The following is a 16,534-nucleotide window of genomic DNA, read 5'->3' as shown; positions in this document are numbered from 1 at the left end:
TAGGTAATAAATTTCGTGGCGCAATATAATAATTAACCTTTACATTGCAACACCTTTTTTAAAATAATATTAAATCAGCCTGCTGTTATTAATGAATTCTTTGAGCAACAACGCAAAATTAAAACAAATATTATATAGAATTACATGAAATAATTTATTTTTACTCCCCCGTAATATTTCGTTTTAAACGGCGTTACTTATATCTGATGAAAAAAACATTAACATTCTTTTTGGTCCTTTTTTCCTGGTTTTCTTTTGCACAACAAAGGGGAAATATTGCCATTAACTGGACCGAAAACAGAATCGAAATCATTGGCGAATCCAAAGTCACCCTCCCCCATTTTAACCCTGAAAATTACGCCTATGATGCGGCCGCCAAAGCCCTTTCCTTCAGGATTAAGATTCCACAAACCGCCAAAATAGACGAAAAATCGCTGCAAATCACCGATGTGGTTTACGAAACCCTCACCGCAGCCCAACTCGGCAACCTGTCGACATCCGCCATCCCTACCAAAATCAACGCAACGCTGGTCAACCTGCAGGCACGCGAGAAATTGTCGGTTTTGATTACGCTCTCCCCTATAATTAAGGACGGATCAGGTTTCAAAAAAATAAAATCGTTCACCTATAGTTTCAACCCAAGCCCCGCGCGTGCGATGGCCCCGAGCAATGTCAGCGCCATTTCCAATTCGGTGTTGGCCACCGGCGAATGGTTCCGATTTTATGTCGTGAAGTCGGGCGTCTACCTGATCAACAAATCGTTCCTGCAACAATTGGGCATGAACCCGAACATCATCGATCCGCGGAAAATCAAGATTTATGGCAATGGCGGACGCATGGTTCCACTCAGGAACAATGTGCCCTACCCATTCGACCTGGCCGAAAACGCCATCCAGGTTTCGGGTGAAACCGATGGTTTTTTCAACGACAACGACTTCATCCTGTTCTATGCCGAAGGCGTCGACAACTGGAATGAAGACAGCAAAACCACCAACAACCTTTACACCGACAAGTCCTATTATTATATTACCGTACAGGGCGGCGACGGCAAACGCATCCAGCCCATGCCGCAACCCCCGACCGCCACAGTACCGGTCACCACGTTTGACAATTACCAATACCACGAAGTAGATTTGTACAACCTGGGCCGATTGGGCCGCCGTTGGTTTGGCGAAGAATTCAGTGTCGACAACACGCAGGATTTTGTTTTCAACATTCCCAACGTCGTTACATCCGAACCCGCCACAATCAATGTCTTTACCGGGGCGGTCGCCTTGGCTGCCACTTCGTTCAAGGTAGATGTCAACGGCCAGCAGGTCGGCACCATGGTAGTCGACGGGCTCACCGACAACACCGTGGCCAAAGTAAAAGAACTGACGACCACTTTCCCTGCCACAGAAAACGTCTTGGTCAAACTGACCTACAACAATAATGGTGTACCGAATTCGAAAGCGTACCTCGATTACATCATGATCAAGTCCAAACGCAACCTTCGCGGTTATGGCAAGCAATTCCGTTTCCAATACGACGCATCTGCCACCAGCGATCAATTTGGCGAATACCAATTGACCAATGCCGGCGGCATTAGCCAGGTTTGGGACATCACCAACATCTATGACGTAACCAAAGTCGAGAACAACGGACAAGGCACTTTTGCCTTCAAGGCCGAATTCGGCGAACTGCGCAAATACCTCGCCGTCGACCTGGCCGATGTCTATCTACCGCTTGCCGATGCACAGCCGCGCGTGATCAACCAGAACCTCAAGGGCAGCATCTTCCTCAATTCGCAAGGACAATTGCAGGATGTGGATTATGTCATCGTTGCGCCTTACGCCTTTACGCCACAAGCCGAAAAACTGGCCAACTTTCACCGCAATTATTCCGGAATGAAGGTCAAAGTCGTGGCACTCGAGGCCATTTACCAAGAATTCTCATCGGGAAAACAAGACATCGGCGCCATCCGGAACTTCATGCGCTATGTGTATTTCAACGCCCCGAACGGCAACAAGGTCAAATACCTGAACCTGTTTGGCGATGCTTCGTATGATTTCAAGAACCGCATTTCGGTGTTTTCGAATTTTGTCCCGATTTACCATGCGCTCGACAGCTACACGACCCTGGAAAGCTCTTTCTGTTCGGATGATTTCTTTACGCTCATGGATGACAACGAAGGCTATGTCGACTCTTTTGAAGGCACCGCCGATATTGCCGTGGGACGCATGATCGCAAGTTCCAATTTGCAGGCCGAACAACTCGTGCAAAAGGTCATCGACTACCACGACATCAAATCGTATGGAAGCTGGAGAAACAATTACGTTTCGATTGCCGACGACCCGAGCGCCGATTCTTCGGGCGACGCGCAGTTGCAGCAATACCAAAATGTCCTGGCCGACCGCATCGTTGCCGAAAAGCCATTCATCAATGCCAACAAGATTTTCCTCGACGCTTACGTACAGGAAACATCTTCGGGCGGCGACCGTTACCCAAAAGCCAGACAGGATTTGTTCAATGCCTTTGAACGCGGCGGTTTGGTATTCAATTACCTCGGACACGGCGGCGAAGATGGTTTATCGCAGGAGCGCATCTATGAAAAGTCAGACGGACAGAACCTGTTCAACCGTTACCGTTATCCTTTGTTCATCACGATCACTTGCGAGTTCTCGAGGTTCGACAATCCGATGCGACCGACTGCCGGCGAATACACTTACCTGAACCCGACCGGCGGCGCGATATCGATGATCACGACGGTTCGTGCGATTGCCCAACCTACCGGACAGTCTTTCAACGACAAGCTGGCCCAATACCTGTTTTCGTATGGATCGAATGAATACGTCTCGATTGCCGAAGCGCTTCGTCTGGCCAAAAACGATTTTGCAGGACCGACGCGAATCGTGTTCTACCTTGGCGATCCGGCCTTGATGCTCGCGGTCCCCAAACCAAAAATCAGGCTGACCAAAGTCAACGGCATGCCCATCACCGGACCGATCGACGATTTGAAAGCACTGTCTTTCGTGACGCTTTCGGGCGAAGTGGTCGACGAGGCCGACAACCCGATGCCCAACTATAATGGCGAATTGGCCGTACAGATTTTCGACAAGCAACTCAACCGACAAACACTGCGCAACGACGGCGCCGATGCCGTGGGCGGACCATTCATGCCATTCACCGCCTTGGGCGAAACCATTTTCAAGGGCAATGCGAGCGTGGCCAACGGCCAGTTCGAATTTGGGTTTGTGGTACCAAGAGACATCACGATTCCTGTCGGAAACGGACGTGTGAGTTTTTACGGCAAACGCAACCAGATCCTGCTCGACAAAACCGGTTTCGATACGACGATCAAAGTGGGCGGCATCAACGAGAATGCACCACCGGACAACATCGGGCCGACGGTCAAATTGTACATGAACGACACCAATTTCGTTTCGGGCGGCATCACCAACCAGTCGCCTTTGTTCCTGGCATTCCTTGAAGACGAAAACGGCATCAACACGGCCAGCGGAATCGGGCACGACATCGTGGCGATTTTGGACGGCGATGAAAGCAATCCGTACAAGCTCAACGATTATTACGAAACCGAACTCGACAATTACAAGAAAGGCAAACTCAAGTATCCGTTCCGCAATTTGGCGCTGGGACTACACACCATTACATTCAAGGCATGGGACGTCTACAACAATTTGGTCACGGCCGAAATCCAGTTTATCGTGGTCGGCGATGATAAAATCACGATCAGCAATGTATTGAATTACCCGAATCCGTTTGTCAATTACACCCAATTCTGGTTTACGCACAACAAACCGTTCGAACCGCTCGAAGTGCAGGTGCAGGTATTGACCATCACCGGAAAAGTGGTCTGGACAAAAAACCAGACCGTTGTGACCGAAGGTTTCCTTTCACGCGAAATCAGTTGGGATGGCAAGGATGATTTTGGCGATAAAATCGGGAAAGGCGTCTACATTTATAAACTGACGGTACGGTCGATGCTCACCAACAGCAAGACACATAAATACGAGAAACTTGTAATCCTTTAAGAAAATACTATATTTGTCCAATTATTTAAAATTCTAGAATGAAAAAAATTGCTTTATTATTAATTTGTTTTACAGCAGCGCAGTTCGCCAAGGCACAGGAAGCCGACAGGGTAATCACCACCGGGGTTCCTTTCTTATTGGTTGCCGCAGACGCCCGATCGGCGAGTATGGGCGACCAGGGTGTTGCTACTTCACCGGACGCTTTTTCACAACAATACAACCCTGCAAAATACGCTTTTGCTTCGGAGAAATTCGGAGGTTCTGTGAGCTACACGCCTTACCTGACCGATATCGTCAACGACATTTCCCTGGCGCAAATGACCTTCTACAACCGATTCAACGAAAGAAACGCATTTGCAGCGAGCTTGCGTTATTTTGGTTTGGGCGAAATCGAATTGCGTAAAACCTATGAAGAACAACCCCGCGTCGTAAAGCCGAATGAATTGGCATTCGACGTGTCGTACTCTTTGAAATTGAGCGATCATTTCTCGATGGGTGTGGCTGGGCGTTACATTCGTTCTGCACTCAAAATTCCGGATGAAAATGGCGGGGATGCCAAACCAGCCAGTTCATTTGCGGTTGACATCGCGGGTTATTACCAATCGGAAGAAATTGCCTTCAGCGAATTCAACGGAAAATACAAACTCGGTTTCAACTTCCAGAACCTCGGTCCGAAGATCAGCTACGACACCGATGAGAACGACGACAACTCGAACTTCCTCCCGGCCAACATGAGACTCGGTGGTGCGTTCGATTTCATTCTCGACGATTACAACAAAGTGGCATTGAACCTTGAGGTAACCAAATTGTTGGTGCCGACCCCGCAGGAAATCGATTACAACCAAGATTACAACGGCGATGGCGTGATCGACGACGACGACCGACCATTGGCCCGTCAGAAAAACATCGAAGACTACGAAAGCATCGGCTGGACCTCGGGCATCTTCAAATCCTTTGGCGACGCGCCGGACGGTTTCAGCGAAGAACTCAAAGAATTCACCTATGCGGTAGGCGCCGAATACATGTACCAGGATTCGTTTGCGTTCCGTCTGGGTTACTTCAACGAAAGCCCGGAGAAAGGAGCCAGAAGATTCTTCTCGCTCGGTGCCGGTTTCAAATACAACATCGTAAAAGTAGACGTATCGTACCTGTTCTCTGCTTCTAAAGTGAAAAACCCATTGGAAAACACCTTGCGCTTCTCGCTCAGTTTTGCCTTCGGGGACAAATATGACGAATATTAGAATTTGACAAATACTAACTAAAGAATCCAAATTTCAACCATGAGATTTGGATTTTTTTTCCCTTGTAACGAAATGAACGAAATCACGATCAAAACCACCTTTTCAGTCTTTGAAAACCTAGGCGAGTTACCAACCGACATCCAAGATTTGATGGCGAAAGCTGTTGAAATCCGCAAAAAAGCCTATGCACCCTATTCGCAATTCCGCGTGGGTGCCGCCTTGCTGTTGGACAACGGAACAGTCGTACTGGGTTCGAACCAGGAGAATGCCGCCTATCCATCGGGTCTTTGCGCCGAACGAACGGCGATTTTCCACGCGGGTTCGAATTACCCCGAAGCCAAGATTGTCAAAATGGCGATTTCCGCAGCCTCGGACAACAATCCAACAACCGCTCCCATTCCACCCTGCGGCGCCTGCAGACAATCGATCGCCGAATACGAATTCAAGCAGGATTACCCGATCGAGATTTATTTCATGGGCGAAACGGGCAACATTTACAAATCGGATTCGCTCAAAAATTTACTGCCGCTGACCTTCGACAAGAATTTCCTTTAAATTGGCGAACTGGTCTTGACTTTTTTGATTGCGCGAAAAATAGAAATTTTTGTTTCAGATTTTAGCTTTTTGCACTGCATAGCAGCGCTACGGAGTAAGGAAAAGCTGAAAAAATGAAACACAAAGAGCATTTTACAGCCAATTGAAAAAAGTCAAGACAAGTTCTACAAATTTCTATTTTATTTCCGCACAGGATTCCCTACTTTTGCTTGTCGCAAATTTGTGTGAGGAAACTCTTTTGCGTTGTATAAAAACATAATCTTTAGCTGAAAAAAATCACAAGACGAAATGAAAGAAGTAACAAAAGACGTTTATTTGAAATGGTATGAAGACATGCTGTTTTGGAGAAAATTTGAAGACAAGTTAGCAGCGCTTTACATACAACAAAAAGTAAGAGGATTTCTTCACTTATACAACGGACAGGAAGCCGTTTTGGCCGGTGCCTTGCACGCGATGGATTTATCGAAAGACAAAATGATCACGGCTTACCGGAACCACGTCCAACCGATTGGTATGGGCGTTGACCCGAAAGCGGTCATGGCCGAATTGCTCGGAAAAGTCACCGGAACGTCCAAAGGAATGGGCGGATCGATGCACATCTTCTCTAAAGAACACGGATTTTATGGCGGACACGGAATCGTCGGGGCACAAATCCCGGTGGGTGCCGGAATCGCTTTCGCCGATAAATATTTCGGACGCGATGGCGTGACGTTGACCTACTTCGGGGACGGAGCCGCGCGTCAAGGTTCGTTGCACGAAGCCTTCAACATGGCGATGCTGTGGAAATTGCCGGTCGTATTCATCGTAGAAAACAATGGTTATGCGATGGGAACATCGGTAGAAAGAACCGCCAACCACACCGACATCTGGAAACTGGGTCTGGGTTATGAAATGCCATGCGGTCCGGTAGACGGAATGAACCCGGTCAAAGTAGCCGAAGCGATGGACGAGGCGATTGAACGCGCACGTCGTGGCGACGGACCGACTTTCCTCGAAATGAAAACATACCGTTACCGCGGACACTCGATGTCGGATGCACAATTGTACCGTACCAAAGAGGAAGTCGAAGAATACAAAAAAATCGACCCGATTACCCAAGTGCTCGACATCATCAAGGAAAACAAATATGCCACCGATGCCGAAATCGAGGCCATCGATGAGCGCGTGAAAAACCTGGTCGAGGAATGCGAAAAATTCGCCGAAGACTCACCGTTCCCAGAAGCGCAGCAATTGTACGACGTGGTTTACGAACAAGAAAACTATCCTTTTTTACCTCATAAATTATAATCGATTATGGCAACAGTAGTAACCATGCCGCGCCTGAGCGATACCATGACGGAAGGAACGGTAGCGACCTGGCTTAAAAAAGTAGGCGACAAAATAAACGAAGGCGACATCCTCGCCGAAATCGAAACCGACAAGGCGACGATGGAATTCGAATCGTTCAATTCCGGGACGCTTTTGCACATCGGGATCCAGGAAGGCGAAACCGCCAATGTCGATTCGTTGTTGGCCATCATCGGAAACGAAGGCGAAGACATTTCTGAATTGATCAAGAATGGCGGAGCCGGTGCAGCCAAAACCGAAACCAAAACAGAGGATAAGGCGGAAGCGCCAAAAGCCGAAGCTTCAAAAGAAGAACCCAAAACCGAAGCGCCAGCTTCATCGGGTTTGCCTTCGGGTGTGGTTGTTGTGACCATGCCGCGACTCAGCGACACCATGACCGACGGTACCGTCGCAAAATGGCTCAAGAAAGTAGGCGATAAAATATCCGAAGGCGATATTCTCGCTGAAATCGAAACCGACAAGGCGACGATGGAATTCGAATCGTTCAATTCTGGAACGCTTTTGAAAATCGGCATCAACGAAGGCGAAACCGCTCCGGTGGACAGTTTGCTTGCCATCATCGGCCCGGAAGGAACTGATGTTTCTGGTGTAACCGCAGATGCTAAAGCACCAACCGCTGCCAAATCGGAAGCAAAAGCTGAAGAAGCAAAAGCTTCGGAACCAGCTAAAGAAGAAGAAACCATCAACGTCGTATCTGACGGCAAACGCATTTTCATTTCGCCATTGGCCAAGAAAATTGCCGAGGAAAAAGGCATCAACATTTCACAGGTCAAAGGTTCGGGTGAAAACGGCCGTATCGTCAAAGCCGATATCGAAAACTTCACACCGTCTGCCGCACCAGCACAAGCTGCTCCTGCCGCAACCGCGCAAGCGCCAAGAACCGAAACGCCTGCCGCCCCGGTGAGACCGTTTGTCCCTGCCGGCGAAGAATCGCATGAAGAACACAAGAACTCGCAAATGCGCAAAACGATTGCACGTCGTTTGTCGGAGTCTAAATTTACCGCGCCCGAATACTATCTGACCATCGAAGTAGCAATGGACGACGCGATGAAATCCCGTGCGGTCATCAACACGGTCCCGGATACCAAAGTATCGTTCAACGACATGGTCATCAAGGCTTGTGCGATGGCGTTGCGCAAACACCCGCAAGTCAATTCGCAATGGAAAGACGATGTAACGGTCATCAACCACCACATCCACATCGGTGTAGCGGTAGCGGTAGACGAAGGTTTGCTCGTTCCGGTACTCAAATTCGCCGACCAGATGGGCTTGTCGCAGATTGGCAATACAGTCAAGGATTTGGCTGGAAAAGCAAGAAACAAGAAAATCACGCCGGCCGAAATGGAAGGCTCGACCTTTACGATTTCGAACCTCGGTATGTTTGGGATTTCGGAGTTCACTTCGATCATCAACCAGCCGAACTCTGCGATTTTATCCGTAGGGGCGATTGTCGAAAAACCAGTGGTCAGAAACGGACAAATCGTGGTGGGCAATACCATGAAAGTGACCCTGGCCTGCGACCACAGAACGGTCGATGGAGCCACAGGCGCGCAATTCCTGCAAACGCTCAGGACGTATCTCGAAAATCCGGTGACGATGCTCGCTTAATTTCGAGAATAATCTATAAAACAATCCCGCTTCGTTGTAAAACCTGGCGGGATTTTCTTTTTAACTTGATTTCTATAATTCAATATCGCAGATCATGTCCACAAAAATCCATACCACCGCCTTTCTCGAAGAATTGCGCCGCGAAATTCCATCGACCCGCAAATGCCTCGAAAACCTGACCGACGAAACATTCGATTTCAAACCACACCCAAGTTCGATGGAAATGCGCTACATGGCATTGCTTGTCGCTGAGATTCCGCAATGGATTTACTATATGATCAAGGACGGCGAACTCGATTTTGCGACTTATCCGCAGTTTCAATTTGAAACGACGAAAGAGTTGCTCGCCCACTTTGATGATTGCATCCAAAAAGCCGAATCTGCACTTCAAAACGCTGACGATTCCCTACTTGAAAATAAATTTACGCTCAAACGCGATGGTGTCGAATTGTATTCGTCCCCGCTCAAAATCGACATCCCGACGACGCTCAACCATTGGGTACACCACCGCGGGCAACTCACGGTTTACATGCGCATGAATGAAATCAAGGTACCGTCGATTTACGGGCCATCGGGCGACGATAAGGATTTTAATACTTAATAGTATTGGGGGCGTTGCGCTTCCGGCGGTCGCGCCGGGCTGTTCGTTGCAATCTTTTGTTCCGCTTTGCTTCACAAAAGGATTTTCACTGCCATCCCTAACGTAAACGTTAAATAAACCAATCGCATTTTCGGGACGGATTTTTCTTTTTTATCTTCGTCAGCAAATCCATTTTCATGAGAAAGATAATATTGCTGGTTTTTGCCATCGCGGTAACCGCTTGCCAGAAAAAAGAAACCGCTGTTGAAACGGCCGCTACAAAAACGACCGCCGTAAAAGACACACACACGTTTGCCGAACCCGACAAAGCCGTCGTCAAGCATTTGGACCTCGACATCAAAGTCGATTTTGAGACGCAGACCATTTCAGGAAAAGCATCCTGGACCATCGACAACAAAAGCAAAGGCAATGCAATCATCTTCGATGAAAACACTTTGGAAATCGAAAAAGTGACCTTGGGCGACGAAGAAAAAGAAACGCGATTTTCTTTGGGCAACGAGGTAGAATTCCACGGGAAGCCGCTCCAAATCACCATCGAACCCGGCACGACCAAAGTCAACATCTACTACAAAACCACCAAAGATGCCGTCGCATTGCAATGGCTCACCCCGGTCCAAACCGCCGACAAGAAACACCCTTTCCTATTTTCGCAAGGCGAAAGCGTGTGGTCAAGGACATGGATTCCGTGCCAGGATTCCCCGGCCATCCGTTTTACGTATAACGCCAAAGTGGCCGTTCCCAAAGACTTGATGGCGGTCATGAGTGCGACCAATCCGCAACAGAAAAACAATACCGGAATTTATACCTTCAAACAAGACAAGGCGATTCCATCTTATCTGATGGCGATTGCCGTGGGCGATCTGGCGTTCAAATCCATAGACGAAAGAACCGGCGTTTATGCCGAACCTTCGGTCGTAGACAAAGCCGCCTGGGAATTTGCCGAACTCGGAAAAATGGTGCACGCCGCCGAAAAACTATTCGGTCCGTACCGTTGGGGCCGATACGACGTTTTGGTCTTGCCTCCGAGTTTCCCTTACGGAGGAATGGAAAACCCGAACCTGACTTTCCTTACTCCGGGCGTGATTGCGGGCGACCGTTCACTCACGAGTCTGCTCGCGCACGAACTCGGCCACAGTTGGAGCGGCAACCTGGTCACGAATGCGACTTGGGATGATGTTTGGCTCAACGAAGGTTTTACGACTTATGTCGAGCACCGCATCGGCGAGGCACTTTTTGGCAAGAAAGAAGCCTTGATGCAGGATGTTTTGAGCCGAAAAGTTTTGTCCGATAACATGCAGGATTACGGCCCTAAAAATCCATCGACCCAATTGAAAGTGAATGTGACCGGAAAAAACCCTGATGAATCCTTGAGCGACATTCCATACGAAAAAGGGTATGCCTTTTTGCAAACCGTGGAAAATGCCATCGGTCGTGAAAAGTTTGACGCATTCATCACCGAATATTTCAACAGCCACGCATTCCAATCGATTACCACCGAAGATTTCCTCAAATATTTCAACGAACATTTGATCAAAGGCGATCAAACATTGGCTGATCAAATCAAGGCCGAAGAATGGATTTACCAATCGGATATTCCATCGAACATCACCCAACCGGTCTCGGAAGATTTCAACGCCATCGACCAGATCCAAAAGAACTGGAGAAAAACCGGCGTCAAAGGTTTGTCGGCCAAAATCAAATCGACCAACGAGAAGCAACACTTCATCGATTACCTTCCTGCCGATTTGACCGTGGCCGAAATGACGGCCATCGACAACGAATTCAATTTCACCAAAGGCGGCAATTTTGTCATCAAACGCCAATGGTTTGTGCAGGCCATCCGTCACCAATACCAACCTGCTTATCCGGCCATCGAACAATTTATGGTTGCGACGAGCCGCACAGGTTCGCTACAGACTTTGTACAAGGAAATGGTGAAAACCCCGGAAGGAAAAACCTGGGCGAAGCAAATCTTTGAGAAGGCCAAACCGGGTTATCATTTGACAACTGTCCAGGATTTGCAGAACACTTTGAAGTAGAGGGAAAATTGTCCACCACAAAGCGAAAATACTCCATTTTGGGAGAAAGGTATTCGTCGCAACTTTGTACTGTCAATAAGACGTAACTTAAAAACAGTAAAAAAATGACACGTTTACAACCCATCAACCCAGAAACAGCAACAGGAAAAACCAAAGAATTGTTCAACGCCGTACAAGGAAAATTGGGCGCCGTACCCAATATGATGCGCACCATGGCCAATTCAGATGCCGTACTCGAAGGTTACCTTAATTTAAGCGGCGCTTTGTCCAAAGGAAAAATCAGCAGCAGAACCGGTGAATTGATTGCGCTTGCGGTTTCAGAAAGCAACAATTGTGATTATTGTTTGGCCGCCCACACCTTCATCGGTGAGAAATTGTTGAAAACCGACGCCGCCGTTTTGGAAGCTGCGCGTGCAGGCGAATCATCCGATGCCAAAACCCAAGCGATCTTGAAATTGGCCAAAACATTGGTAAGCAAAGGCGGACTCGTCAATGACGAAGACGTCAACGCCGCCAAAACAGCCGGTGTAACCGATGCCGAAATTGCAGAAACCGTAGCACACGTCGCACTCAATGTGTTGACCAATTACTTCAACAACACCGCCAATACCGAAGTGGATTTTCCAGCAGTCGCTGCGTTGTAATCCAACAAAAAGCTACATCAGGCAGTCGGGTTTCCTGGCTGCCTTTTGCATTTAAACCAACCGATAAAACCTTATATTTGTATATGACGACGACTGCACAAAATGCCTTTACGCTGACCAATCCGCAAAATGGGAACCTCGCTTTCAAGATTTTCAACTTTGAGGACAACAACCATTTCGACCATTTGCAACGCAACAATTATTATTCGCTGATTTGGGTGCGCAAAGGAAAAGGAAAAGTCAAGGCCGATTTTTCGGAGCACCAATTTGAGGAAAATTCGCTGCTCGCGTTTTCGCCTTACCAGCCGTTTATGATTTGCACTTCGGAGAAAATAGAAGGCGTCGCCATTCATTTCCACCCCGATTTTTATTGCATCCACATGCATCAGAAGGAAGTCTCGTGCAACGGCGTCTTGTTCAATAACATCTATCAACCGCCGTATACGAATATCGATGCCGCAGCAGAAGCCACTTTCCAGATGATCACCGACCAGATCAAGACCGAGATGCAACGCTCCGAACTCGCACAATATGACTTATTGATTTCGTATCTCAAAATCATTTTGATCACGGCCTCGCGCCTCAAAACCGAACAATTGCAGCAGCAAACCTCACCAATTCCCGATGCCAAGGAACCTTTTATCCTGCAGAATCTGAAAGACGCGATCGAACACAACTTCAAGACCAAGCATTCGCCGAGCCATTACGCCGACCACCTCAATATTTCAGCAAAAGCACTGGCCAAACTTACCAAAAGCCATTTCAACAAAACATTGACCGATATGATTGCCGAGCGCATCATCATCGAAGCCAAACGCGAATTGTACCTGACCAACAAGGCTGTCAAGGAAATCGCCTATGAATTGGGCTATGAGGACGAGCACTACTTCAGCCGTTTCTTCAAGACCAACGCCGATGTGTCGCCGCAGATGTACCGCGAAACGGTGGGGTTTGCGAAAGGCTCTCCTGATATGATTATTTGATTTTCTTTGGGCGTGCCGGCGCCGTGGCACTACCCGACAAAGATAGAACAGATGAAAACGGCGCCGTCGGGCTTTCCATCCCGAAGCATCGGGACGCGGCACCTTGCTTCCATCCCTCACGCGGGCATCGCTGAAAACACCTGAAAACCAACGGGTTTCCTCCTCTTAATCTCAAATCTCATGCAAACGGCAGCTCATCATTACCCCTGAACAAAAAACAAAAAAGCCTGTCTTTTCAGACAGGCTTCTCAAAAGAAAGGCGGCGACCCGAGGGCGTAGCCCGAATCGCGCCGCACCTATAAAAAAATAAAGCCCAGCTAAAAAGCTGGGCTTCACAAAAGAAAGGCGGCGACATACTCTCCCACAGGATTGCAGTACCATCTGCGCAGGCGGGCTTAACTTCTCTGTTCGGGATGGGAAGAGGTGAGCCCCGCCGCAATAACCACCTTAGGCCGTTACGCGATCGGATTTCGATCACATTATATTGTTGACACACTGGGATAAAGAATATACTTTGGTTTTAGAAAGTTTGCCCCGGGCCTTGCGGCCCGGGTGCGCGTACATAAGCTTACGGGTTATTAGTACTACTCGGCTATGACATTACTGCCTTTACACCTGTAGCCTATCGACGTGGTCATCTCCCACGACCCTTAAAAGAAATCTCATCTTGTGGTGGGTTTCGCGCTTATATGCTTTCAGCGCTTATCCCTTCCCGACGTAGCTACTCTGCGGTGCCCCTGGCGGGACAACAGATACACCAGCGGTCGGTCCAATTCGGTCCTCTCGTACTAGAATCAGATCCACTCAAATTTCTAACGCCCGCAGTAGATAGAGACCGAACTGTCTCACGACGTTCTGAACCCAGCTCGCGTGCCACTTTAATGGGCGAACAGCCCAACCCTTGGGACCTTCTCCAGCCCCAGGATGTGACGAGCCGACATCGAGGTGCCAAACCCCCCCGTCGATATGAGCTCTTGGGGGAGATCAGCCTGTTATCCCCGGCGTACCTTTTATCCTTTGAGCGATGGCCCTTCCATGCGGAACCACCGGATCACTATGCTCTACTTTCGTACCTGATCGACCTGTATGTCTCTCAGTCAAGCTCCCTTATGCCATTGCACTCTACGCACGGTTACCAAGCGTGCTGAGGGAACCTTTAGAAGCCTCCGTTACTCTTTTGGAGGCGACCACCCCAGTCAAACTACCCACCAAGCAATGTCCCCCGCAGTACGGGGTTAGGCTTCAGATAAGCAAAGGGTGGTATTTCAACAATGACTAACCGACGCCTGGCGACGCCGGATCGAAGTCTCCCACCTATCCTACACATCACTTATCCAAAGTCAATACTAAGCTATAGTAAAGGTGCACAGGGTCTTTTCGTCCCACTGCGGGTAAACGGCATCTTCACCGTTACTACAATTTCACCGAGCTCATGGCTGAGACAGTGTCCAGATCGTTACACCATTCGTGCAGGTCGGAACTTACCCGACAAGGAATTTCGCTACCTTAGGACCGTTATAGTTACGGCCGCCGTTTACTGGGGCTTCAATTCAATGCTTCTCCGAAGATAACATCTCCTCTTAACCTTCCAGCACCGGGCAGGTGTCAGGCCCTATACTTCATCTTACGATTTTGCAGAGCCCTGTGTTTTTGATAAACAGTCGCCTGGACCTCTTCACTGCGGCCAGCTTGCGCTGGCGACCTTTCTCCCGAAGTTACAGGTCTATTTTGCCTAATTCCTTAGCCATGAATCTCTCGAGCACCTTAGGATTCTCTCCTCGACTACCTGTGTCGGTTTACGGTACGGGTTGTATCAATCTAAGTTTAGAGGTTTTTCTTGGAAGCCCTTAGGTACACTATCACTTTGTCCGAAGACTCCGTGTACTATCGCATTTCACCATTCCCTACGGATTTGCCTATAAGGAATATAGCTAGGTGCTTCAACGAACTATTCCGTCAGTTCGCGGTACTTTCATCACTCCGTCACCCCATCACAACTGATACAAGTACGGGAATATTAACCCGTTGGCCATCGACTTCCCCTTTCGGGTGCGCCTTAGGACCCGACTAACCCTCAGCTGATTAGCATAGCTGAGGAAACCTTAGTCTTTCGGTGTGCGGGTTTCTCGCCCGCATTATCGTTACTTATGCCTACATTTTCTTTTCCAGAAGGTCCAGCATGGCTCACGCCACACCTTCAGCCCCGCTGGAATGCTCCCCTACCACAGAATAAATTCTATCCATAGCTTCGGTACTACACTTATGCCCGATTATTATCCATGCTCGTCCGCTCGACTAGTGAGCTGTTACGCACTCTTTAAATGAATGGCTGCTTCCAAGCCAACATCCTAGCTGTCTGGGCAGACAAACCTCGTTCTTTCAACTTAGTGTAGATTTTGGGACCTTAGCTGATGGTCTGGGTTCTTTCCCTCTCGGACTTGGACCTTAGCACCCAAGCCCTCACTGCTGGTAATCATTATATAGCATTCGGAGTTTGTCAGGAATTGGTAGGCGGTGAAGCCCCCGCATCCAATCAGTAGCTCTACCTCTATATAACTGTATCCAGCGCTGCACCTAAATGCATTTCGGGGAGTACGAGCTATTTCCGAGTTTGATTGGCCTTTCACCCCTACCCACAGGTCATCCGAAGACTTTTCAACGTCAACCGGTTCGGACCTCCACTGTGTGTTACCACAGCTTCATCCTGCCCATGGGTAGATCACACGGTTTCGCGTCTAACACTACCGACTAAAGCGCCCTATTCAGACTCGCTTTCGCTACGGATCCACATCTTAAATGCTTATCCTTGCCGGCAACGTTAACTCGTAGGCTCATTATGCAAAAGGCACGCCGTCACCCCACGAAAGGGCTCCGACCGCTTGTAGGCGTATGGTTTCAGGATCTGTTTCACTCCGTTATTCACGGTTCTTTTCACCTTTCCCTCACGGTACTGGTTCACTATCGGTCTCTTGCGAGTATTTAGCCTTGGCGGATGGTCCCGCCGGATTCAGACAGGGTTTCACGTGCCCCGCCCTACTCAGGATACCACTATCCATAACATCGCTTACCCATACGGGGCTATCACCCTCTATGGCGAACCTTTCCAGGTCCTTCCGGTTCACTTTGCATGAAATATCGTGGTCCTACAACCCCAGACATGCCGTAACATTTCTGGTTTGGGCTAATCCGCTTTCGCTCGCCACTACTCACGGAATCACTTTTGTTTTCTTCTCCTGCGCCTACTTAGATGTTTCAGTTCAGCGCGTTCGCCCCCTATCGGGTAATGCATCTTCAATGCATTGGGTTGCCCCATTCGGAAATCCCCGGATCAACGCGTGTGTGCCGCTCCCCGAAGCTTATCGCAGCTTATCACGTCCTTCTTCGCCTGCAAGAGCCTAGGCATCCCCCATACGCCCTTATTTTGCTTATTGTACTTTTCGTTGATGGCATCACTGCCACAACTGTGTTCTTTCTACTTTTTGTAT

The 16,534-nt window shown here is 48.6% G+C and carries 9 protein-coding genes and 2 rRNA genes; 9 read left to right on the top strand and 2 right to left on the bottom strand.

Going from position 1 to position 16,534, the window contains the following annotated elements:
• Positions 1–206 precede the first annotated feature (206 nt).
• From porU to QM717_RS11010, 9 genes are all read left to right on the top strand, one after another.
• The gene (gene porU / locus QM717_RS11050) at positions 207–4,031 is read left to right on the top strand and encodes a type IX secretion system sortase PorU (RefSeq protein WP_415037525.1); all 3,825 of its coding nucleotides are present in this window, start codon (positions 207–209) and stop codon (positions 4,029–4,031) included.
• A 38-nt stretch (positions 4,032–4,069) separates the two neighbouring features.
• On the top strand, positions 4,070–5,272 hold the full coding sequence (porV, locus tag QM717_RS11045; protein ID WP_415037524.1) for a type IX secretion system outer membrane channel protein PorV: 1,203 nt from the start codon (positions 4,070–4,072) through the stop codon (positions 5,270–5,272).
• Between the two features lie 72 nt (positions 5,273–5,344).
• On the top strand, positions 5,345–5,827 hold the full coding sequence (gene cdd / locus QM717_RS11040) for a cytidine deaminase (RefSeq protein WP_415040111.1): 483 nt from the start codon (positions 5,345–5,347) through the stop codon (positions 5,825–5,827).
• A gap of 288 nt (positions 5,828–6,115) precedes the next feature.
• Positions 6,116–7,114: a pyruvate dehydrogenase (acetyl-transferring) E1 component subunit alpha gene (gene pdhA, locus QM717_RS11035; RefSeq protein ID WP_415037523.1), complete on the top strand. Its 999-nt coding sequence runs from the start codon at positions 6,116–6,118 to the stop codon at positions 7,112–7,114.
• 6 nt (positions 7,115–7,120) lie between these two features.
• The gene (locus QM717_RS11030; RefSeq protein ID WP_415037522.1) at positions 7,121–8,782 is read left to right on the top strand and encodes a pyruvate dehydrogenase complex dihydrolipoamide acetyltransferase; all 1,662 of its coding nucleotides are present in this window, start codon (positions 7,121–7,123) and stop codon (positions 8,780–8,782) included.
• 94 nt (positions 8,783–8,876) lie between these two features.
• Complete coding sequence (locus tag QM717_RS11025) at positions 8,877–9,383, top strand: DinB family protein (RefSeq protein WP_415037521.1); 507 nt, start codon at positions 8,877–8,879, stop codon at positions 9,381–9,383.
• Positions 9,384–9,559: 176 nt separating this feature from the next.
• Positions 9,560–11,422, top strand: coding sequence for a leukotriene A4 hydrolase C-terminal domain-containing protein (locus tag QM717_RS11020; protein ID WP_415037520.1), 1,863 nt, complete (start codon positions 9,560–9,562; stop codon positions 11,420–11,422).
• Positions 11,423–11,526: 104 nt separating this feature from the next.
• On the top strand, positions 11,527–12,066 hold the full coding sequence (locus QM717_RS11015) for a carboxymuconolactone decarboxylase family protein (protein ID WP_415037519.1): 540 nt from the start codon (positions 11,527–11,529) through the stop codon (positions 12,064–12,066).
• Positions 12,067–12,149: 83 nt separating this feature from the next.
• The gene (locus tag QM717_RS11010) at positions 12,150–13,049 is read left to right on the top strand and encodes a helix-turn-helix domain-containing protein (RefSeq protein ID WP_415037518.1); all 900 of its coding nucleotides are present in this window, start codon (positions 12,150–12,152) and stop codon (positions 13,047–13,049) included.
• A gap of 340 nt (positions 13,050–13,389) precedes the next feature.
• Here the strand turns inward: QM717_RS11010 and rrf are convergent.
• Positions 13,390–13,499 (bottom strand): 5S ribosomal RNA (gene rrf, locus QM717_RS11005).
• A 108-nt stretch (positions 13,500–13,607) separates the two neighbouring features.
• Positions 13,608–16,480: ribosomal RNA gene (locus QM717_RS11000) — 23S ribosomal RNA — on the bottom strand.
• Positions 16,481–16,534: the final 54 nt, after the last annotated feature.

Source organism: Flavobacterium sp., from assembly GCF_047602195.1.
GTDB lineage: Bacteria > Bacteroidota > Bacteroidia > Flavobacteriales > Flavobacteriaceae > Flavobacterium.
This window is presented reverse-complemented; position numbering and strand designations above follow the sequence as displayed.